At 46.1% G+C, this 21,056-nt stretch carries 17 protein-coding genes; 10 read left to right on the forward strand and 7 right to left on the reverse strand.

What is annotated here, in order from left to right; translation table 11 throughout:
- Window positions 1-516: 516 nt before the first annotated feature.
- Complete coding sequence (locus J07HQW2_RS19165) at window positions 517-735, forward strand: hypothetical protein (RefSeq protein ID WP_303704235.1); 219 nt, start codon at window positions 517-519, stop codon at window positions 733-735.
- A gap of 114 nt (window positions 736-849) precedes the next feature.
- On the opposite strand, the gene J07HQW2_RS15185 is transcribed toward J07HQW2_RS19165, so the two are convergent.
- Window positions 850-2,295: an RtcB family protein gene (locus J07HQW2_RS15185; RefSeq protein WP_021056516.1), complete on the reverse strand. Its 1,446-nt coding sequence runs from the start codon at window positions 2,293-2,295 to the stop codon at window positions 850-852.
- A gap of 572 nt (window positions 2,296-2,867) precedes the next feature.
- Between J07HQW2_RS15185 and J07HQW2_RS15190 the strand changes: the two genes are divergently transcribed.
- Window positions 2,868-3,062: a DUF7987 family protein gene (locus J07HQW2_RS15190; protein ID WP_021056517.1), complete on the forward strand. Its 195-nt coding sequence runs from the start codon at window positions 2,868-2,870 to the stop codon at window positions 3,060-3,062.
- 187 nt (window positions 3,063-3,249) lie between these two features.
- Here J07HQW2_RS15190 and J07HQW2_RS15195 read toward each other — a convergent pair whose 3' ends face one another.
- The gene (locus tag J07HQW2_RS15195; RefSeq protein WP_021056518.1) at window positions 3,250-4,014 is read right to left on the reverse strand and encodes an SDR family oxidoreductase; all 765 of its coding nucleotides are present in this window, start codon (window positions 4,012-4,014) and stop codon (window positions 3,250-3,252) included.
- Window positions 4,015-4,467: 453 nt separating this feature from the next.
- Between J07HQW2_RS15195 and J07HQW2_RS15200 the strand changes: the two genes are divergently transcribed.
- Window positions 4,468-6,366, forward strand: coding sequence for an ABC transporter ATP-binding protein (locus tag J07HQW2_RS15200; protein WP_021056519.1), 1,899 nt, complete (start codon window positions 4,468-4,470; stop codon window positions 6,364-6,366).
- A 116-nt stretch (window positions 6,367-6,482) separates the two neighbouring features.
- Here J07HQW2_RS15200 and J07HQW2_RS15205 read toward each other — a convergent pair whose 3' ends face one another.
- Complete coding sequence (locus J07HQW2_RS15205; protein WP_021056520.1) at window positions 6,483-7,073, reverse strand: hypothetical protein; 591 nt, start codon at window positions 7,071-7,073, stop codon at window positions 6,483-6,485.
- Between the two features lie 409 nt (window positions 7,074-7,482).
- On the opposite strand from J07HQW2_RS15205, the gene J07HQW2_RS15210 reads away from it, so the two are divergent.
- Window positions 7,483-8,337: a DNA-methyltransferase gene (locus J07HQW2_RS15210; protein WP_021056521.1), complete on the forward strand. Its 855-nt coding sequence runs from the start codon at window positions 7,483-7,485 to the stop codon at window positions 8,335-8,337.
- 145 nt (window positions 8,338-8,482) lie between these two features.
- Here J07HQW2_RS15210 and J07HQW2_RS15215 read toward each other — a convergent pair whose 3' ends face one another.
- Window positions 8,483-9,619: a hypothetical protein gene (locus J07HQW2_RS15215; RefSeq protein ID WP_021056522.1), complete on the reverse strand. Its 1,137-nt coding sequence runs from the start codon at window positions 9,617-9,619 to the stop codon at window positions 8,483-8,485.
- 397 nt (window positions 9,620-10,016) lie between these two features.
- Between J07HQW2_RS15215 and J07HQW2_RS15220 the strand changes: the two genes are divergently transcribed.
- Together J07HQW2_RS15220 and J07HQW2_RS19170 are read left to right on the forward strand one after the other, a co-directional pair.
- Window positions 10,017-11,543 carry an aldehyde dehydrogenase family protein gene (locus tag J07HQW2_RS15220; protein WP_048075334.1) on the forward strand — a complete coding sequence of 509 codons (1,527 nt, stop codon included), beginning with the start codon at window positions 10,017-10,019 and terminating at the stop codon, window positions 11,541-11,543.
- A 1,338-nt stretch (window positions 11,544-12,881) separates the two neighbouring features.
- Complete coding sequence (locus tag J07HQW2_RS19170; protein WP_343122486.1) at window positions 12,882-13,085, forward strand: YgaP family membrane protein; 204 nt, start codon at window positions 12,882-12,884, stop codon at window positions 13,083-13,085.
- A gap of 1,592 nt (window positions 13,086-14,677) precedes the next feature.
- On the opposite strand, the gene J07HQW2_RS15225 is transcribed toward J07HQW2_RS19170, so the two are convergent.
- Both J07HQW2_RS15225 and J07HQW2_RS15230 read right to left on the reverse strand, forming a co-directional pair.
- Window positions 14,678-15,952, reverse strand: a complete 1,275-nt coding sequence (locus tag J07HQW2_RS15225; protein ID WP_021056525.1) for an RNA-guided endonuclease TnpB family protein — start codon at window positions 15,950-15,952, stop codon at window positions 14,678-14,680.
- Between the two features lie 194 nt (window positions 15,953-16,146).
- Window positions 16,147-16,548 (reverse strand): PDDEXK family nuclease, encoded by a 402-nt coding sequence (locus tag J07HQW2_RS15230; protein ID WP_021056527.1) that lies wholly within the window; start codon window positions 16,546-16,548, stop codon window positions 16,147-16,149.
- Window positions 16,549-16,938: 390 nt separating this feature from the next.
- Between J07HQW2_RS15230 and J07HQW2_RS15235 the strand changes: the two genes are divergently transcribed.
- From J07HQW2_RS15235 to J07HQW2_RS15250, 4 genes are all read left to right on the forward strand, one after another.
- Window positions 16,939-17,958 (forward strand): ABC transporter substrate-binding protein, encoded by a 1,020-nt coding sequence (locus J07HQW2_RS15235; RefSeq protein ID WP_021056529.1) that lies wholly within the window; start codon window positions 16,939-16,941, stop codon window positions 17,956-17,958.
- Between the two features lie 4 nt (window positions 17,959-17,962).
- Entirely contained in the window at window positions 17,963-18,787 is an 825-nt protein-coding gene (locus J07HQW2_RS15240) for an ABC transporter permease (protein WP_021056530.1), read from the forward strand.
- Window positions 18,784-19,533, forward strand: a complete 750-nt coding sequence (locus J07HQW2_RS15245; RefSeq protein ID WP_021056531.1) for an ABC transporter ATP-binding protein — start codon at window positions 18,784-18,786, stop codon at window positions 19,531-19,533. The genes J07HQW2_RS15240 and J07HQW2_RS15245 overlap by 4 nt, the downstream gene beginning before the upstream one ends.
- 200 nt (window positions 19,534-19,733) lie before the next feature.
- Complete coding sequence (locus J07HQW2_RS15250) at window positions 19,734-20,279, forward strand: ABC transporter permease (protein ID WP_303704236.1); 546 nt, start codon at window positions 19,734-19,736, stop codon at window positions 20,277-20,279.
- Between the two features lie 26 nt (window positions 20,280-20,305).
- Here J07HQW2_RS15250 and larB read toward each other — a convergent pair whose 3' ends face one another.
- On the reverse strand, window positions 20,306-21,055 hold the full coding sequence (gene larB, locus J07HQW2_RS15255; RefSeq protein WP_021056533.1) for a nickel pincer cofactor biosynthesis protein LarB: 750 nt from the start codon (window positions 21,053-21,055) through the stop codon (window positions 20,306-20,308).
- Window position 21,056: the final 1 nt, after the last annotated feature.

The following is a 21,056-nucleotide window of genomic DNA, read 5'->3' on the forward strand; positions in this document are numbered from 1 at the left end:
AACGACTATCTTACTTACTAGAGGACAGAGACACACTAAATCATACCGAAGCAGTTCAAATTCTGAGCAAACACGTCGTTATTGAATCGTGGATAAATAAAAAGATCGGCAATCGAAGAGTGATATATTGACGAACGCATACCATCCCAACAAAGGAACTCGGCGTCAGTAGATATGATATGAACGTTCAATTGAGTTACTGAAATCAAGGAGAAAGTTCAAGCCCCAGCCCCCGTCTTTGAGGGCAGGGATGAATCCGACAGAAATGTATTCGATCCTCTTAGACGATAGTTCATCGGAGTTTCCCCGATAGCGACTCGTCTGCGACGACATCACGACTTCGACGTGTCGCGTCGTGTCTCGCTTCGTGGTGACAAATCCGCAACACGATACCAGTCCGTCAAGTCATGTCCCAGCTCACTCACCGACCGCGACTGCGACTGAGACTGACGGCACTCAGAGGGTGAATATCCTCCCGTGGAGAGATGAATCGCAGTCGTCTTGGTAGTCGTCTCAGTGACCCGCTCGGTATGTCCAGGTAAGAGGGCTAAGGCTCCGCTGACAGAGCTCCATGCGCTGGACGGCACACTCTCGGTCATAATTGAGTGGCTTCCTTCGACGGTCCACGCGACAGCGACAACGTCCGTGAGAGCCGAGGAACTGCGTAATCGTGAATCCCTCTTTGAGGAATCTTCGCCAACGGGCGGAGAGGATGTCAATTCAGGGCAGGTGTAGGAGTCTATGATCCAATCTTATAGACTGATATATTCACTATGCTTGCTGTGCAGCATGATAGAATCCGGATTCATGCAATACTTTATATCGTCAAAAAATGCCACGATTGGTTCGTTATTTTGCTTTTAGATTATGGATAACGTCAAGCCAATCGACAACTTCAGCGGTTGGCTCAATCGCATCAACGACTGCCTCAGTTGGTTTGTACGCCATTGGGGCTTCATCAAGCACAGATTCGACAACTGACTCAGAGTAAATTCCATCCATCGCATCTGCAAATGCATCGAGTGAGCCCTCTTTGTGCGCCTGTCGTCGACTCATGATTCGACCAGCACCGTGCGGTGCTGTTTGATGAAATCTCTCAGCACCCTGTCCGCGCGCTAGAATCGATCCTTCAGCCATGTTGAATGGGATAATGAGTTCTTCATCTTCACGTGCCGGGGTAGCACCTTTCCGAATCATCAGATCGTGAAAATCGATATAATTGTGAATCGATTGAAACTGACGATCTGGGTCAATCTGGAGTGTATCACAGATAGCTTCACTCATTAGTGCTCGGTTCCAACGGGCATACTGTTGAGCAAATAACATATCAATGTAATACCCATGCGCCTCACGACCCTCAAGCCAATCGAGGTCGTCTGATTGATCCCCAATTTCTGATTGTGGTTGACTAAGAGCATCGAATACCCTAGTGATTTCTTTCCCATCGAAGTCTTGTCTGATTGATTCTTTATGAAGATGTGATTCTCCCATTCCACCGGTGACCCAAGTATACAATTTCCCGTCACTGATTGTTTCGGGGTCAAATTTCAGATACTCATGATACTCCTCTGGAAGGGCATTCCTGATGACGTCGGCTTGTCGATACTGCGTGGCTTGGTGTTGCCAATACTCAGCAACGGATTTACCAAGATATCGTGACCCACTGTGAATGATCAACCAGTAATCACCAGCGTCACGTGTCTGTGCGAACTCGATGAAATGATTTCCACCGCCAAGTGTCCCCGCACTTCGAATTACATGACCCATTCCTTGCCGTTGGTTGGAAAGTACTCGCTGGCAGAGTGAATTGAAATACTCATCATCATAACTATCGAAATCAAATCCAAGCGGGTTGATACGTCGTCCAAATTTATTTTTATACGCACGCTCAAACTGTTTGAATACATCATTCGCCCGTTCGAAAGGAAATTCATCGATGAGATGACTTGCATCATCATAATCATGCACATCATGCCCCATCGGCACTACATCACGAACACATCGTTCACGTTCTGCCCCTGAGAGTGGTAATGCGGATCCAAGCTTTGTTGCCACCATCCCACAACCGACATCCACACCAACAATGTTGGGGACAACCCGGTCAGGAAGTGGCATTGTAAATCCGATTGGCGCGCCTGACCCAACGTGTGTATCGGGCATGACCCGGACGGGTTCAGTGAACGCAGGATGGTCAATCAGTTTTTGGATTTGCTCAATACAATTAGACTCAATGAGACTCTCATCATCAATCAGTATATTGGCAGTCGTGTACTCGCCTGTAAGCTTAATTGTCATAGTGAATATGCGATCTTGAAACTGATATTTACGATTAGTGACCCACATATTAATGGATGGGTTTCCGTGCTATCTCCATCATGATTCACACTGATTCATGCCTATCGCAGTTGCAGGTGGTGACACTCTCTGATGATTATCTTCATCATAGAATCTTCACTCAGAGAGAGAAAATATTCTCGCAGTTGTCCTGAATACTCGAATATCAGTCCTGTGAACAAACATGTCCATTATGGAAAGAAGCGACATGAAATTTACCGTATTATTGACTGATCTTGACCTCTAATAAGACTATTTTAATCAGTTCAGTCAATACCTCTATCGGAAATATTTAGTCATTAGACTTACATTTATAACCCGGAACCGGTGATGCGTGTTCAATAACGGCACGATATGCTAGATCACGGACATACACTCCCATTGTGATGGGATACAGAGCACACTCTACGATCATACTGACATCTGAGTGTAATGTGTTCTCTCGCTACGATCAGCAGTAACTGAAACAATTCATGTGTTAGCTCTGAATTTGTGGGAAAGTTATTTATTATATGTATCTCAATCGCTAAGATATGTTAAAACAGGTTTCTGAGCAATTTAATAGCATGATTGACACTAATAGCAAAATTACATTCATCTTTGTTATAATTGGTCTCGCGTCGTGGCTTGGTACTCGAATGATAATAGATAATCAACAGATCCAATTGATCGTGCTTTTTACAGTTGGCATTATCATTCCGACACTCATCAATGAGTGGCGAGAATGAATTGGCTCGGGATCAAGCCCTGTGGCATTCGCCTCGATTTTCTGTAAAATATCCAAAAAATCATAGATGAACTCGAAAATATATCCTGCTCAGCGTCTCAGAACTAGCTATGTTCGATACACGTTCCATATTTTCGTTCCTATCTCTCGGCTGTGATGAATTTCTATTTGTATTAGTATTGAATCCGCTATCGCTCTTGATCCGTCGGTCGAATTAACAACTCATTCACGTTCACGTGCTGTGGTTGAGTCACAGCGTAGGCGATTGCACGGGCAATATCCTCACTTTCAAGCGGTGTCATCGATTCGATCAGTCCTTCTTCGATCTGTTGTTTGATCTCTTCATCAGGGATGTGATCTTGAAGTTCGGTATCAACAGCTCCCGGTTCAATAATCGTTGTTCGAATGCCATCTGTTGTGACCTCCTGTCGGGTGGCTTCAGTAAACGCGTTCACTCCAAATTTCGTTGCATTATATCCAGAACACGCTGCGCTTGCCTGCCGACCAGCTGTTGATGAGACGTTCACGATATGACCAGCATCTTGCTTTTGCATGATTGGGAGTGTGGCATGAGTGAGATTCATCAATCCGAGCAGGTTCACCTCAATCATTTGTCTGAAGTTAGAACGATCGGCTCGCTCAACCGGTTCGAGTAACATCACACCTGCGTTGTTAACAAGAATATCAATTGAGTCGAACTCATCAACAGTGGTGTCAACGAGTGATTCAATATCATCTTCCTCTGTCACATCGGTCGGGACAACAAGTGCTTCACCCCCTGCTGATTCGATTTCTTCAGCTAGCGTTATCAGATTATCTTCACGACGAGCAGAAAGGACAACATTTGCACCCCGGGAACTAAGTGTCTTAGCCGTTGCTTCTCCAATCCCTGATGATGCACCAGTCACGATTGCGGTTTGCCCATTGAGTTCAGAATTAATTTCCGTCGACATCAACAAAATTAGTCCTTCCAATTAATATGAGAGTGTTGTTATCTTTCCCTGATTGAAAACAGTCATCTCATTATCATTTCTCCGGGCTAGTGAAACTGAAAAATTCTTCTGTCCTCGAAGTATTGCGCTCTGTCGACATAATCAGCCCCAATCAGTACTCAACAAAGCAGACACAATCTGGTTAAGCCTGATTGAGTGTTAAACCATACCAAAATAGGTCTATTTAAGAGCTTGATTGTATGAGATACTGGGTTGCTAGGACTGCTACAAAGAATATGAAGTGTACTGGTTACGTCGTGAGGATAAAATATACCCAGTATGAACTACCCCTGGTAACCCTTGAGATAGGCTGTCTACTGTCTCTGTAGCAATTATATTGAAGAGTAAGATACTCACTACTGCAGAACAGCAGGAAGATGCTTCGGCGAGGAACACTTCGTTCGTATTATCTGTATGTCTGTGCGAAATCTTTCAGAACGATTAGGGCGAAACTCTGTATTTTGGATGTATATTTCACACTGGACACAATATCGAAAATATATCCTTATTGCTGTTATCTCTGGCGCGATTGGGACGGCGCTTACACAGATCCCACAAATCGCGTTCGGGCTAGTGATTGAGGTTATCGACCCCAGCGTGACACAATCACAATTTCCGTTTGCTGATTCTTTGCTCTCTTCCAGAGCACAGGATAGGACAACTCAGGTAAGTATCGTATTTTTCATTGCAATATTTTTGATCGCAGTCTTCCGATTTATTTCAGGATATCTCTGGGACGTTTTCAAAGAGTCATTTCAAAAGAGCATCCGTGTAGATTGCTATGAGTCCATTCAGGAACTTCACCCAAGACGATTTATTCAGCATTCTTCGGGTGAATATCTCAGTGTTATTGAATCAGATGTCAAGCAAGTTGGTGACCTCCCACGAACCGTCCTTTCTGGTGTTTCAAATGATATAGTCAATATATTTACGACTGGTATTGTGTTATTCTCTCTTAATTGGCAGTTCTCAATTCTTCTGCTTGCGCCGGTCCCGCTTATTGGGTGGTATGCGTTTAGATTTAATAATGTAATTGAACCACTATATCAAGAAACAAGAAAAAGTTCAGCCTCTCTTACTGAACAACTTTCCTCTAGTATTCGAGGCATACTCACCGTACGGTCATATGTTGCGGAGGATAGAGAAATAGAACGAGTACAAGAGGTATCAGAAAACGTGCAAGACACGCGATTAGCCGTATCAAAAACATGGTTATCTTACGCACAGGTATTCGGGCTGACATCACGATTTAGCAGCTTTCTCGTCTTATCTGCCGGTGCATTTTGGGTTATCAATGGTCCACCATTGTTCTTTACCCAACCATTAACTACCGGGGAGTTGGCTGTTTTCTTCACCAATGCAACACTACTAATCCAGCCTGCAACGAGTCTTCGCTCGTACGTAGACGAGTACAAGGATGCGAAGGCTTCCGCTGATAGGGTGTATAATATTATCCAAGTACAAACAGAGGACGAGAAGCAGTTTGATGACGAATTTAATCGGATTAACGGGGAGATTCAATTTGAAGATGCGAGCTTCTCATACTCATTTGATACAACGGACCCGCTTACGCAATTAAATGAGGCAAACGATGAATCCGATACTGATGACAACCAGGATGAACCGTTCGCATTCGGTCCAGTGGATTGTCAGATCCAACCCGGAGAAACAGTGGGCGTGGTCGGTCGATCGGGGTCGGGAAAAACAACATTCATCCGATTATTATTACGTTTTATTGATGTTGATACCGGGACGATACGAGTAGATGGTAAGGATATCTCTGAGTATGATCCAAAGAGTCTTCGAGAACATATTGGATATGTCGAACAGCAACCATACATCTTTGATTCAACATTAGAAGATAATATTCGATATGGAAATATTTCGGCGACTGAAGAGGAACTTGAAAGAGCAATCGAGCGGGCTGCACTACACGGACCAATCGATACAATGGAGGATGGTCTCAACACGAATCTTGGTGAGTCCGGTAGCCGAATGTCAGGAGGTGAGAAACAACGCGTTGCTATTGCGCGAGCCATTCTCTCTGACCCGGAGGTTCTCGTCTTAGATGAGGCGACAAGCCACGTCGATAATATTACAGAAAGTAAAATACAAACGGCGATTGAGGAAGCAACAGAGGAGCGAACAACAATTATTATTGCACACAGACTTTCGACAATTCGAAATGCTGATAGAATATTTGTGCTTGATAATGGGAATATTGTCGAACAGGGCACGCATAAGAATCTACTTGAAATTGATGATGGGCTATACAATGAACTCTGGTCAAAACACGTCGGAAAAGCACACTAACAGCATCAAATGACAACATCCTCATTGATGATCCGACAACGACTTTTTGATCTGCCCGCTGGTCAGTATCTATGGATCAATAATATGAAATTAATAACAAATCTGGGGATATATGACTAATTATCACTACTTAGTGGGTTGATTACGACACCGATATTGTACGCTCCAGAGTCTGCTGTATCATCGACTTCGGCGTCAATAAGGACAGTACTGGATCCACCGCCAGGAATCTTCAGGACAAATGTCCCTTTGTCGGTCTTGACTGCTCCATCGTCTGCGTTTGCGTCATTGACATTAGCATCATTATCTGTACCTGGACCACCTGTCGGGTCGGCTTTGTGTCCAACAGCAACATCAATTATATTTGATGTATTAATCTTGATCTGTACGCTTAGTTTGTCCGCAGCATTGTTTTGAATTGTTGGGCTAAGTCGAACCTCATCACCGTTGTTGAGTTCGACTGCAGTCTGGAAACTTGTATTGTCATCATTTACTCGGGTGAAATCAGCGTCAGTGTCTCCGGATACTCCGACATCAGTCACTGTCAGCGCTTGTTCAGCCTGCACATCACTCTTCCCCTCAACACTCTCTTCAACCCCCGAATCAGCAGCAGTAACCCCGGCACCCGCTGCAGCGATGCTTGCTGCGGTGAGTATGATTGACCGCCTGCTGAGTTCCATGATGATTAATACATGTATGTTCTTCACATATTATACTAACGCCTATGAAAGTAATTACTTTCTTCAATGAAAGCTGCTGCACTGTTTGATCGATAAAAGTTCTTAGTGTCGACTGGATAGTAGCGAATCAAGACGCGGTAGTAGTGTTAACTGAGGATATCTTACCAATATTGATCGCTGTCATACGACCACTATAGTGTAAATCAATATTACTATGGATAATATACTAGTGACGATATCGATAGCAATATGCTGGATAAATTCTCAATGGTATCAAGTGGCATTATGACCATACTGAAAATGAAAAAGCGAGCCTAAACGAGAAACTGTTAGTATACTCAAACATATTAATCAACCGACTGACATACCCTCATTTAGGCACTTATTCATGCCATCATAATAACTATACTTGCGGGAACATCAGATACGATGATAGATGCAAGATTATGAACTCTCTAATGGCGTTATTTACAGGGGGGATTGTCTCGATGGGCTGAGAGAGCTCGCTGAGAACTCCATTACCCTTGGATTTACCTCACCTCCGTATTTTAATGCTGTCAACTATGAGGAACATGTCGAAAAAGTCCAGGGAAACACGGATCACTGGGAGCGTGAGGAGATGTCATATGATGATTATCAAGATTTTCTTATTGACCGTTTTGAGGAGGCATTTCGTGTCACGAAGCCCGGCGGACATACAATTATAAACATCTCACCTGTCCATTGGCAGGATGAGAGAGTACCATTACCATTTCACCTTGTTGGATGGATGGAAGATATTGGTTGGAAATTCAAAGAAGACATTATTTGGGAGAAACCTGTTGCTAAGGATAGGAGATCTGGCGTCCTGCTGCAGAATCCATATCCAGGATACTATTATCCGTCAGTAGTTGCTGAATATATTCTTGTTTTTCAAAAAGAGGCTGATAATAATGATAAAAACAATATCTATTGGGATCGGACAGAAGAAGAAAAAGAGAAAAATCAAATAGATCTTGATGATTACCAGGGTGAGAAGTCAAAAAATGTCTGGAAAATCCGTCAGGTAGCTCCTGGAGAGAATGAGCATCCCGCTCCGTTTCCGCGAGATCTTGCAAAACGGGTTATCGAACTTTACTCATATCAAGACGATACGGTCATGGATATCTTTGCGGGGAGTGGTCAAACCCTCCTTGCTGCACAGGACCTGGATCGAGAGTTTACTGGCTTTGAGACGCAGCAAGAATACGTTGAATACGCCAAAGACAGGATAATAGATGAAAACTCACAGATGACATTGGAAGACATCTAATGATTGGGTACGAATTCACTGGAAGGGCTCCTATCGAAATATCTATCAGAAAAGTTCATATATGACAATATTCAACGTGAAATTAGCCGGCAGCTCACTCATGATGAGTAAATCCGACATGTTGTTGAATAACTAAGGGTAAAAATCAATATCTTTGGGTTTTGAATCTCTTATAGAGATCTTTCTCGACAGACTCGGTATCTTCAGAAATAATAACGGTGAAATCATTTTCATTTCCTTCCTGAAGCAACGAATCGACTTCATCTCTTTTCCGATCTGAGATTGATGTTAAATTATTTTCAATACTATCAGAATTAGAGGTATAGCCTTTGAGTTCACTTCCCGTCACGCCAAGAATAGGAACGGGGTCATAGAGTTCTCCATTTATCATAGCTGTATCAAGATTCTTGAACAACATCATTCGAACCAATCCATTTTTGATATCAGCAGTGCTCGGGAACGTCCTTGTAGTATGTTTTTTCTCTATTAGGAACACCTCATCATCTTCGATCATTATTTCATCAGTAGTGAAGTAATACTCTCCACCAAGATGATCTTGGATTGTTATCCTGCCCTTATCTTCTTTGACACTCTCCTTTGGCTGAAGAGTCAACGATTCCCTATTTTGTGCTTCCTCAGCGAGCCCTCTTGATTTTTGTTTGAAATCCTCAGCTTTCTCAGTTATACTATTCATTCTCCTCTCAAAGTAGCTCCGCGAGTGCATCTCTACCTCTGTTTCAGAGGATATTTTATCATAATAATATTCCTCACTCAGCTCAGCTACTTCGTCAAGATTGGATGCCTGATGTAAGTTCCAGTGTAACGCATCCGATTGGTAATTTTGCAGCTCTTGAAATTTATCTTTGATATACTGTTGGTCAAACGTCTGATTAGTTATTTTATTATCATATGTCTCATTTTTCTCGGCGTACTTATATGGAGCTACTATGACGTATATCTGCAGAAGACTCATCAGAGAAAGTGTATCCCATTGCAGGTAATCTCTGTCTCCGTCTTTGCCTTCGTCCTTTACCAATGGGAGTATCGTGACTCTATTCGCATGATTATACGTATCATATACTCGTGCTCGCGGATAGCTTCTTGTTCTCTTTGGTGAAACCCACCAACTTACTGCATAGCTGTTTTCGTCTATATCGATATGAAATGAGCTATCATCAAACGCGTCTCCAGAATAGAAACTCTCAGCGGAGTATGTGTTTAAATCTCGACATAACATCGGAGCATAACTGACGTCTTCTATTTTTGCTTTAACATCAATCATTATACATCACCGTTATCACGTACGGACAGTTTCTCAGTTTGTATCTTAATCCTTTGGTATAGCCATCATTCACGTCTTACAGACTGCTGAGGCGACTGCCATGGGAGTTGGTCCTGAGCAATCTACGATGAATATCTTCACTTATTATATCAACAGCTGAATTCGACTCGATTGGTGACCGAGATGAATTACTATATATTATCTGATACCTATGTACGAATAATAAGATCACCGGCGTACTGTGGACGATCATTGGTTATGCTTCGATTATCGTTGTGATTCACCCGTTAGCTGGAACTGTCGCCTTCGTGAGTGTGCTCCTCGTAGCGATTCCATCACGCGGCTGATATCTCTGGCAAAGCCCTTTAATATTAATAATTATAATAATTATATGCGTATGTCAACTGATAATGAAGCGCAATCAACAGCAGAGCGTAAATCAGCAATCAATAGACGACACGAACAGGCAGCAAATGAGGTAATGCCAACTCATCGGTCACTGTATATTGGTGGAGAGTGGACTCAGAGTGCATCCGGAGAGACATTCGAAACACATGATCCAACGACAGGGCAAACATTGGCTGAAGTTCAAGCCGGTGTAGCCGCAGATATTGACCGTGCAGTCGACGCAGCACAGGAGGGCTATGATGAACGTGTTTCTGATATGTCATCAGCTGACCGACAAGCATTATTAGAGACAATGGCTGATCGAGTTGAGAACAAAAAAGAAGAATTCGCTCAACTTGAGTCACTGGACAATGGTAAGCCAATTACTGAGGCACGGATCGATATTGATCTTGTCATTGACCATTTCCGATATTTCGCCGGAATGGCTCGGTCGCATGAGGGTCGGACAGTTGATACTGATGACTCTCGACACGTCCAGACACTTCAGGAGCCGTATGGTGTCGTTGGGCAGATTATCCCGTGGAATTTCCCACTTCTGATGGCTGCATGGAAACTTGGACCAGCGCTCGCAGCAGGCAATGCAATTGTGCTCAAGCCTGCAGAGCAGACACCACTCTCAATTCTGAAGCTGATGGAAGAAGCAGGCGACGCAATTCCTGATGGAGCGGTCAATGTCGTTACCGGATTTGGAACAGACGCAGGAGAGCCATTATCCAAGCATGATGGGATTCGGAAACTAGCATTTACCGGATCAACAAAGGTCGGACGTTCTGTCATGAAGGCAGCCGCAGACACGATCACGGATGTAACACTGGAACTTGGTGGTAAGTCACCACTTGTTGTTTTCCCAGACGCAGATCTTGATCGTGCAGTCGAGACAACGATTACCGCTATCTTCTTTAATACGGGTGAATGTTGCTGTGCTGGCTCACGACTATTCGTCCACGAGGATATCAAGAGCGAATTCATGGATAAACTGGCTGAAGCTGCAGATGATATCGAAGTTGGCGACCCGCTATTGGAGTCAACAGACCTCGGACCAAAGGTAACAGCTGATCAAGTCGAGCGGACAATGGGGTATATTCAGGAGGCACGCGATGCAGGTGCAGAAGTCGTCTCAGGTGGAGACGCCCCGGATGATGAAGCGCTTGGAGACGGCTGTTTCGTCACTCCAACGCTTATTTCAGAGATTGACCATGACAACCGTGCAGTCCAGGAGGAAATATTTGGACCGGTACAAGAAGTGTTTACCTGGAATGACTATGATGAGATGATCGAGCTGGCGAATGACGTTGACTACGGACTCGCAGGCGGTGTCCTTACAGAAGATCTCACGAAAGCACATCAATGTGCTAAGGATATCGAAGCTGGAACGATTTGGGTGAACACGTACAATGACTTCCCATCAGGACAGCCGTTTGGTGGATACAAACAATCGGGTATCGGTCGGGAGATCGGTCAAGAAGCCGTTGACCACTATACCCAGACAAAAACGATCAACATTTCATTAGACTAAATCCGGATTTAGCACAAATTATTGATCACAAGCTGGATATCTTCGCTTTTTAGACGAACTGATTCTAACAGATATTGAGATTTGCTTATTAGCTATCTACCCTTTCGTCTGTAGGGGTATCTATACGTCCGCTAAGACACTCGAGTTTCAAGATATTATCATTGTAGACTTGACATCCTCCTGTGTCTAAAGACGCGGGAATACCACGCCACGGGACCGCACCGCTGAGTTGAGCTGAGTTGGGAATTGCAGGCTCACAGACTGCCAAGCTCACACGCCGTCCGAACTGGTGTGCAACCGGGCAAGGGCAAGGGGCAGCCTCTTGAGAGTACACCCCCCCTTCTCTCGTCTTCTCATCCAAGAACGCGTTCCTGCGTTGTGTTCTGTTCTGTGTGCCACAGGATCAGTGGTCGGATTCACCAGACTCAGACTCGGAGTTGGAGTTACTGACGCTGATAAATCCCTGTCGCTTGTTATTTGATTCCTCAGAGGGCACATCCTGTTTCCAGTCTAGGCGGACACAGACACCCACACTCACACTCGAACCCCTGATTGTCGGGCATGCGGTTACGCTGGGGTCGTAACCAACGTGCCAAGGTATCAATATACGATATTGGAGCAAAAAACAGCTCGGGAATTTCCCACTCCCGTCCTCGTCTGACGGCGTGTATCCACACCACGCCGCACCGGAAACAGCGTGGGATCGCGCCTGTTCAATCTATAACTGCAAGTATCTGCATTATTCTCTCTACTTAGTAACCGTGTTTGTCAATTCAGACCATATGATGAAACTATGAATATATTTGAATTATCAACAAAACGCTGAATTTATATCACTCAAATACTAGTGATTCTTCGATTTATGAATATTTTATTAAAATATTATAACAGCCGTACTTTCATTATAGCGTCGGTTAACCTATTCATACTAAAATGTAATGTACAGTGACTGAAATTAATTGATAAAAGCTATCATTGATTTACTAGGGTGAAACTATACTAAATCAATTATTTTGGAATTAAACCGTGTGATAATCGTCCCTACAATCTATGAATTCAATCTGCTTTCGCCTCGCTACTTCGTGATCATTTGAGACAGTCATTCAGACTATACTATTTGAATTGTGCTGGTCGTGCAGGGTTCTGTTGTTATAGGATACGAGGAGAATGCCCGCGTCTTCAGGCGCCGGAGGATGTCAACAGACTCAATAATCCATTCAATTATCTTGAGTGATGTTTTGTCGGTTTAATAGTCATAGTTTGTGTATTGTACAATCAACACATTATTACGATTGGCACCCGTATTACAGGTTGAAGATGAACAATAACGTTGGTTCCATGGATCGTACCGCTCGTGTATCAGTCGGCGCACTAGCAGGACTGGTATCATTAGCAACACTTGCGAGTGTCGTCTCGCTTCCGGCAGTCGTATCACCTGTACTTGGCATCATCTCTCTGGTAATGCTAGGTACTAGTATGACGGGATTTTGTCCACTGTACACGCTACTTGGAGTCGATACCTGTTCGGCTTCACCTCAGTAGAGATATACGCGTTTTTGCGGCAGGGAAGTGGGGTTAGATCACATTCATTGGAGTAAACATCCAGCGGTATACAATGACCACAATCGGTTAGCCTCGTATCCACAACCAATAGATGCAGATGAAAATGAGAACGAATGATGCATCATCAACCCCAGACCAGCCACCATTGGACAATTAAAAATATAAATAATATATTTCGGATACTAATATTAACTTGCGAGCTATCTTACTCCGGTTCAGTGAAAAATAGTGTATTAACGCTGAATAGACATCACGGATCGATTCGGGTTTGGAGTGACTCGATTAATACGCTTGAACCCAGGGCTGGCTGACGAGTAGTTCATTTCGGTGATCATTTTTGTTCATGTACATGTAATCACAGTTAAGAGCCAAACTCAGCGAACGCTTACTCATTTCATCCCACGGCTGGGTCCATCTTGTATTAGTATACATATACTGGCGTAATTAACCCCGTGTCATGCTTCGGACATGACAGAGAGGAGTATCCCGAGAATACATAGACAGACAGCACCGACCAGCGTCAATTGCCTCGGGGTCAAGCCCCGACTCCGAGGCTTGTCGGTGGACTTCCCACGTCTTACCCAAACTGCTCAGGATTACTCTATTCCGAGAATTGGGCGTTCACGATTCATCGACCACGACTTCGAGGGCTGGTTGACTGGCAGCCCGTAACTGGGAACGCTTGTGGCTCCCAGTCACTATACTTATTTTGTGGAGCAATGGTCACAAATATCATCGTGTTAGGTGGCTGTCGGCTTCCTCCCCGAGGTCAAGCCTCGGGGTATCAGCCTTGAATTTACGATGAAGAGCCTCCAGGTAGAAATAGAGAATTCATCAGAGTCAGTCTTGACCGATTCATAGACAGCGCCAATAAACATCCCGGAGCCACCTATTGTCGGAGGCAGTATTGGAAGACTCCAATCTCCGATAATAAGTGAGCGCACTGCTGGTCCTCACATTACAATCCCGATGATACCGTACGTTCCAGGATAAACATACAATCGCTCCATAGACACTGTTGCGGGGGAGTCGTCAATTTGAAAATATCGTTCTCACGTTCACATCGAGAAATAATCAAATGCCATAGGTTCAGAACCTTAGGTGACATCTGAGCTGTTCATTCTGATAGATTGAGCTTACGTTTCTACGAGTCTTAATGTCATGGATTAGGCGAGATACGGTCAATGGACTGATGATTATCCGGCGGCAATGATACTGGGACCCGCTAAGAGATCTCAATATCCGGTCGGAAATGCTCTGAGAGAAACAAATCGGATTTCTTCTGGTGTGTTGTCCGATCCTCGCAAGTATGATCTAGAAGTCTAGTTTGCACAGAGATTACCAGTCCACAGTAATCAATTCTCATCCAAGCTACCGTTAGTTAATCTTAATTGATAGATTGTTGTTCTGTAAGCGGTAGTGGGGTGGTTCAAGAGTGGTCATGATGGCGTATATTTCAACGCCGTTATGTTGCACATTCGCGAGTAAGTCCGCGAAGTCAGGGTCCACGTCTCGATGTGACATCCTCCCCGTCGTAAACGACGGGGCTTCCCACACGGTGGGAATGCCAGTCAGTCATCGCTGGCAGTGGGTTCCGACTCTTGAAACGTTGTGAGTTTCATCTGCGAGGGTGTCTCGCTCTGCTCACACTGAGTCGTGGCGGTGTCACAACCGCTCCCGTCCTGTGGCGAGTCATCGCCTACCTGTTTCACTGGTAAGCTCTCTCCCCACGGGTCTACGCGCCGTGCGATGTTCGCACTCGCGTTAATATCAGCTTGAAACGTCGATACGTGGCACTCAGGGTTCTTGCACTTGAACTCGGCTTGCCGGGGTCTATACCCGATGTGTCTGCACGAGTGACACGTCTTTGAGGTGTACTGTGGGTGGACGTATCGAACCGGAATACCGGCGTCCTTCGCCTTGTCTTCGATACGTCCCTGCAATCGAGCGAATGCCCACGAGTGCAGGCGTCGGTTCATATACTTCCCGTAGTCCAGCGACTCGCGGATGTACGCCAAGTCCTCCATCACGATAACGGGGTTCTCGAACTGACGAGCGTACTCCACGGACTCACGAGATGCCTTCTCGATGATGTCCGTGAGTCGATTCTGGTAGTACGAGAATCGCTCCTCGATACGCCACTCGGAGGCGTCTCGCTCTTGGAGTCGCTTGAGTGTCGTGAACATCTCCTTGCGGATTCGTTTGGCCTCCTTCCCGTTGATGAGAAGTGGTTTCGTGGGAGTGTCGTGTTGGAGGGCACAGCCCGTGACCAACATCGACTCGCCAATATCGAATCCAACCCGAGTCTGGTTCTCGGGAAGTTCGGAGGTGTCCTCGATTTCGTATTCAACAGTGACGTGGAGCGTCCACGTATTCCGGTGTTTCTGCAATCGAAGTTCGCCCACCTTGGTACTCGACTCGTCATCGAGAAGGTCGCCCCACAGTTCTTCTTGCTCGGGGTTCAGTCGAAGTGGAATCCAGAAGTTGGTTCCGCGACCGGGTTGCGGAACGTTCCAACAGATTTCGTACTCACGCGAGGTGTCACGGTCGAACTTTCCGGCTCGGTTCACGAAGCGGAGCGGGTGGTCGTCGTCCAATTCGTTTGCGTTGTACGTGTTGTGGAGTTTCGGGACGTAGGATTTGAGGGCGTCTTTCGCTTGGTACGGCAGGTCGTACGGCGTCACCACGTTGTTCGTGGCACTCATCGTCGTACAGTCTTGCTCGAAGGCGTGGTTGAGTGCGTCTCGGTATTCGGACAGCGTTTGCTGGAGGCGTTGCTCTTTGCACCGAGTGGGTGGTGCGAGCGTGGCTTCCAGCGTCTTATTCGTCGTCTGAGTCGTTGACATCGTAGCCTTCGGATTCGAGTCCTTTGCGGAGGAGTTCGGGGTACGCCCGTGAGTGGCGTATCCCGTGGTCGCGGGCGTACTCCTTCACGGCTTCGTGAAGTGGCCCGCCACGCTCCATATCGAAATCGGCTCTCATCCATCTAAGCGTAACTTAAAGCTAACGGTCGGCATTCGGGTTGGCTGTCAGAGCGTGGTTAGTTCAGCCGTTGTCGGATTCCCTCCCGGCCTGAAGGCCGGGATTCCCTCCTTGAAAAAGATGGCTCGCGTTTTTGAACTGTATATCCGGTAAGCGCGGGAATCGCATCATTAGCAAGCGCGCTCTCAACGAGATCATTCGCCAACGCAGTTCGAACGCTTACGCAGATATCATCGATAAGGACTGCAATGGCATCATAATCAGTTGATCGATCTGCATCATCGACAGGTGAACATAGGATCTCATGTCCCGGCTCTATAATTCCCTCAAGAGCACCAGGATCTCCTAAAAACACGCGTTCAGGCGTATTATCAAACCGCACGTGAACAACAAAACGGTTCGGACGGTCAACAATAGTGCCCGTTATCAGCGTTGCCTCAATCGTATGCAGTCGCGTCATATTGTGTGAAGGTGACTGTTATTTATGAACAACATCATGAGAGCTTGATCAACTTTTGTGACAGTACCCGTTCAAAATACATGTCTGTCACTACGCATATGAGTCATGCTGTCCATATACTACAGAGTATGGCACGATATATGCGGACAGTATTGATTAGTTAGACTGCACATTCATACAGACGACCACTATCTAATAGCGATAGGTTCGATAGTGACTGAGAGATACCGGCATTAATAATTCAGTGTGGTTTCTAACTGCGTTGCCAGCCATTTCAGCCCGTTCAGTAAAATTTGAAGAGTATTTTTCTTCAATATAGAATAAGATATAAAATACAGTCATGATACTGTGTTCGGAATGTATTTATCTATTCAATCGAATTGTCTGTATATGTATATATCGCGACGCAGGGCACTCAAAAGTGCGAGCGTCACAGCGGCAGTCGCAGTTAGTGGTTGTCTCGGAGAGAGTATATCAGGCACTGATAGTTCAAAGACCATTGCGGTTCGAGAGGTCGAAAGTAGCGTCAGCGCAGCTGTATTTCGATGGGGAATCGAAAACGGCGTATGGTCGTCGCGGAATCTTGAGTTAGATTTTCAGACCGTCCCTTACGGTCGGTACAACCGGCAACTCGTGACTGATGAATCCGACATCGGGGCACCAGCAACGGTTGCACAGATGGAATTCATGACCGATGGTGAACCATTAACATTCATTGGACCCCAACAAAATATGTTCAATCGTATGTTCGTCCGAGCTGACGACAGCTCTATCGAGGATCCAACAGACCTCGTCGATAAACGGCTAGGTGTCCCAGCTGCAGTCAGTTCAACAACAACAATTGTCCATCGGGCGCTCATCGATGAAACGCACGGGATCGACATTATCGAGGATACTGCTGAAACACGGGCTGAAGACCCGCCAGTGCTTTGGGAACTGCTTCAGGATGGGGAACTGGATGCAATCTCCGAGTTCTCAGGATACACGATTCGTGGAATTGCTGATGAATCTACGCGAACAATTTTTGACCCGCACGCGATATGGACAGAGCGCACCGGTGTTGGACTTCCAACGACGACATTTACTGTCCGCCAAGATTGGTTTGACGAAAATCGTGATATAACCGAACGGTTCTTACAGGGCTGGGGGGAATCAGTATCGTTGTTCCGCTCAGACGCAGAAACAGCTCTTAACCAGTTTGGGAGAGCGGCTGGGATTTCAGACCCTGATGAAGCCGCCGTCGTTGGTGAGTTGATGGACAATGACACTGTGTTTGGACCGCCATTTTATGAAGAGTCATTAGCTGATAGTCATTGGTCATTTTTCGAACTGCTGGCTGACCGGCAAGTGCTTGATCTCCCGGACCGTGATACAGCAATAACAACCGCCGACGCGTTTGACCAGGGCTAATCGGATGTCAACTCAACAATCAGTACTGCCAGATATTGGTTCCACACTGGTTCGTCAGATTGTTGTAACGACTGTATCGGTTGCTATGCTTGCACTCGCTTGGCAGATGATTGCTGCAGCGTTCACTCCTCGACAATTTCCTGGTATTATCGCGCTAGCAGAGAATGTTCAAACGATTGTCTCAGGTGGCGACCGGTTTGCGCCCGGAGTGACTTACGGCGCGACAATCATCCGAGTTGTGACAGGATTTGTACTCTCGATGATGTTTGCCACTTTGTGGGGCGTGATCATGGGTGTTCGAGAGAATATTACGGATTATCTTGCGGCTCCGCTCTTCGTATTATTGACAGTTCCTTCGGTCGTATGGGCATTTATTGCTGTATTATGGCTTGGATTGACTGAGTTCGCTGTTCCGGTGTTAGTGATCGTGTTGATTGTCTTTCCATATTTGACATCAATAATTTGGGAGGGTACTCGTGATCTTGATGACGAGTTAATCGAGATGGCTACCGCTTATAATGCTCGTAGAAGCCAAGTTTGGCGTCATATCTATTTGCCGCATATTAGACCAGTTTTATTTGGTGCTATGCGTATTGGGCTTGCAGTTTCATGGAAACTGGCGTTGGTCGCAGAAGTTTTTGGGACCGCGACAGGGGTTGGTGTTGCCGTCAACTACCATTTTGAGGCTTTTGACACTGGGATGATGATTGCGTGGGCAGTCCCAATTATAGGAGCGATGCTTCTTGCTGATCGCCTATTGCGGTGGAGTGAACATCGAGCAGCGCAGAAACGAGGTTACGATACTGAAATGAAAAATCTGATTGCATGACTCGACTCCGCGTGCGTGAGGCGACGAAACGCTACGGCGATAATACTGAGACAGTAGATGTATTTACTAACCTAAATCTATCTGTCGACGCCGACGAGTTTGTCACGCTGATGGGACCCTCAGGCTGTGGCAAGACCACGATCTTAAATGTTATCGCCGGATTGACGCCGCTGACCGAGGGGACTGTTGAGTTTGATGACAAATCAGTTGTTGCTGGTGAATTTCCGTTTGGATATGTGTTTCAAGAGCCTCGCTTACTAGAGTGGCGGACAGTCGGAAAGAATATTGAGTTTGTGCTCCAAGCTGTCGACGTTAATCCCAGCGAGTATGACTCACATATTGATAGCGTCTTAACCCGAGTCGGTCTCGCCGATGAACGAGACAGTTACCCTCAACGATTATCTGGTGGTCAACGCCAGCGAGTGAATCTTGCGCGAGCACTGGCAATTGAGCCAGAACTCCTCTTAATGGATGAACCGTTTTCATCACTGGACGAGGTAACCGCTCGTCACGTCCGTCAAGATCTGCTTGATGTTTGGTATAACACAGACAAAGCAGTGTTGTTTGTCACCCACGATATGAGTGAGGCGGTCGCACTTTCTGACCGGATCCTGTTCGTTGATAGAGAAGGAAATTTGTTTGATGAAGCTACCATTGATCATGAGCGTCCACGGGATTTCGATGATCCGGCACTTCGAGAGACAGAAACACGATTAACTCGTCGATTTTTCGGGTCGTTGCAGTGATTACTCGACGCAGCTATCGGTGGGTTGTAACAATAGCGACGATTTTTGTCATATGGGCTATCAGTGGGCAAATTATACCAGCAACGCTGCCAACTCCGGTCGCCGTAATCAGGCGAATACCCACATTGTTGGTGCCTAGACCAGGTGGCAATCTTACGACCCATCTTATTCGGAGTCTTATGCGGGTGCTGAGCGTAAGTATGATTACTCTGATAGTCGGGACAACTATCGGGATCACGATGGCTCAACAGCGCTCAGTCGAGTGGGCGGTCTCACCGTGGTTACCACTGGCGATGACAATCCCGACGCTCGTCGTTGTGTTAGTAACGATGGTGCTGTTTCAATTTGGTGAACTCGCAGTCATTACTGCAACTGTGTTCGTGACGACACCATACGCCACAGTTACGATATGGGAGGGTGCTCGGACAGTTGACAGTGATCTGTTAGCGGTAGCCGCAACATATGATGTCACTCGTTCCTCAATACTACGGGAGATATACCTTCCAGCGGTCGCTCCTGCTGTTCTAGGGAGTGCCCGATATCTGTTGAGCATGGTCTGGAAGGTCGTTGTGCTCGCGGAAACGTTTGGCATGTCAGTCGGGATGGGTGCACTCTTTCGATTCTGGTACGGGCAGGGTGATCTAGAAGCACTGTTAGCTGCGCTGTTTGTTTTCGTGCTCGTAATGGTCGGGCTTCAGGCTGGAATTACGCAAGCCAAAGAGCGACTACTAGTCTGGCAAGGGTAGTGGTAGTGGGCACTCATTATTCCGTATTATCGGGCAATTAACGCTGCCTGTCCACCAGCAACAAACCCGGCGTCAATATTGACAACCGTCAGATAAGTGCAAGACTGTAACATTCCCAGCAGGGCTGCCTCACCGTCACCAGCGTAGCCGGAACCGGTTCCAACGGGAAGTCCAATGACGGGGGCTGAGACCATCCCTGCAACCACTGTTGCGAGTGCTCCCTCACGACCGGCAGCAGCAATCACACAATCACAATCAGCTAATGTCTCCTGTTCTGCCAGTAGCCGGTGAACTCCCGAAACACCGACATCGTACAATCTCTCAACAGTACAGCCCATCTCCTCACTTAGTGCAACTGCCTGCTCGGCGATGGTGATATCTGATGTTCCCGCAGTCACGACACCAACAGTCCCGTTATCATCAGGTTGCTCAAAATCTGCCGTATGACCAACGAATGTCTGAGAACGCTCATAAAATTGTGCGGTCGCAGCACTGTCAGACAGTTCTTCACGGACAGTATCAGAGACTCCTGTCACGATTGCCCGACCGGTCGTTGAAAGAAGCTCATGTCCAATATCGATAGTCTGCTGATCGGTTTTGCGCTCAGCTTCGACAACTTCAGGAATCCCGGTCCGCTCACCTTGACGAGCATCTATCCGTGCGAATTCATCGATTTGATGCACCCCTTTTAGCTGGCGTTTAGCCTCTTGAAGCTCGATTTTATTCCCAGCTAACGCTTCAAGAACATCATCAACCGCGGCATTATCATCGCTCATA

This window comes from Haloquadratum walsbyi J07HQW2 (assembly GCF_000415985.1).
GTDB classification, from domain to species: domain Archaea; phylum Halobacteriota; class Halobacteria; order Halobacteriales; family Haloferacaceae; genus Haloquadratum; species Haloquadratum walsbyi_B.

What these genes read in the sequence shown, in the direction of transcription:
- J07HQW2_RS15240 (WP_021056530.1), top strand. Translation starts at nt 17,963, where the DNA reads ATGTCAACTCAACAATCAGTACTGCCAGATATTGGTTCCACACTGGTT.
- larB (WP_021056533.1), bottom strand. Translation starts at nt 21,055, where the DNA reads ATGAGCGATGATAATGCCGCGGTTGATGATGTTCTTGAAGCGTTAGCT.
- J07HQW2_RS15210 (WP_021056521.1), top strand. Translation starts at nt 7,483, where the DNA reads ATGCAAGATTATGAACTCTCTAATGGCGTTATTTACAGGGGGGATTGT.
- J07HQW2_RS19170 (WP_343122486.1), top strand. Translation starts at nt 12,882, where the DNA reads ATGGATCGTACCGCTCGTGTATCAGTCGGCGCACTAGCAGGACTGGTA.
- J07HQW2_RS15190 (WP_021056517.1), top strand. Translation starts at nt 2,868, where the DNA reads ATGTTAAAACAGGTTTCTGAGCAATTTAATAGCATGATTGACACTAAT.
- J07HQW2_RS15230 (WP_021056527.1), bottom strand. Translation starts at nt 16,548, where the DNA reads ATGACGCGACTGCATACGATTGAGGCAACGCTGATAACGGGCACTATT.
- J07HQW2_RS15220 (WP_048075334.1), top strand. Translation starts at nt 10,017, where the DNA reads ATGTCAACTGATAATGAAGCGCAATCAACAGCAGAGCGTAAATCAGCA.
- J07HQW2_RS15200 (WP_021056519.1), top strand. Translation starts at nt 4,468, where the DNA reads ATGTCTGTGCGAAATCTTTCAGAACGATTAGGGCGAAACTCTGTATTT.
- J07HQW2_RS15245 (WP_021056531.1), top strand. Translation starts at nt 18,784, where the DNA reads ATGACTCGACTCCGCGTGCGTGAGGCGACGAAACGCTACGGCGATAAT.
- J07HQW2_RS15195 (WP_021056518.1), bottom strand. Translation starts at nt 4,014, where the DNA reads ATGTCGACGGAAATTAATTCTGAACTCAATGGGCAAACCGCAATCGTG.
- J07HQW2_RS15235 (WP_021056529.1), top strand. Translation starts at nt 16,939, where the DNA reads ATGTATATATCGCGACGCAGGGCACTCAAAAGTGCGAGCGTCACAGCG.
- J07HQW2_RS15225 (WP_021056525.1), bottom strand. Translation starts at nt 15,952, where the DNA reads ATGTCAACGACTCAGACGACGAATAAGACGCTGGAAGCCACGCTCGCA.
- J07HQW2_RS15250 (WP_303704236.1), top strand. Translation starts at nt 19,734, where the DNA reads ATGATTACTCTGATAGTCGGGACAACTATCGGGATCACGATGGCTCAA.
- J07HQW2_RS15185 (WP_021056516.1), bottom strand. Translation starts at nt 2,295, where the DNA reads ATGACAATTAAGCTTACAGGCGAGTACACGACTGCCAATATACTGATT.
- J07HQW2_RS15215 (WP_021056522.1), bottom strand. Translation starts at nt 9,619, where the DNA reads ATGATTGATGTTAAAGCAAAAATAGAAGACGTCAGTTATGCTCCGATG.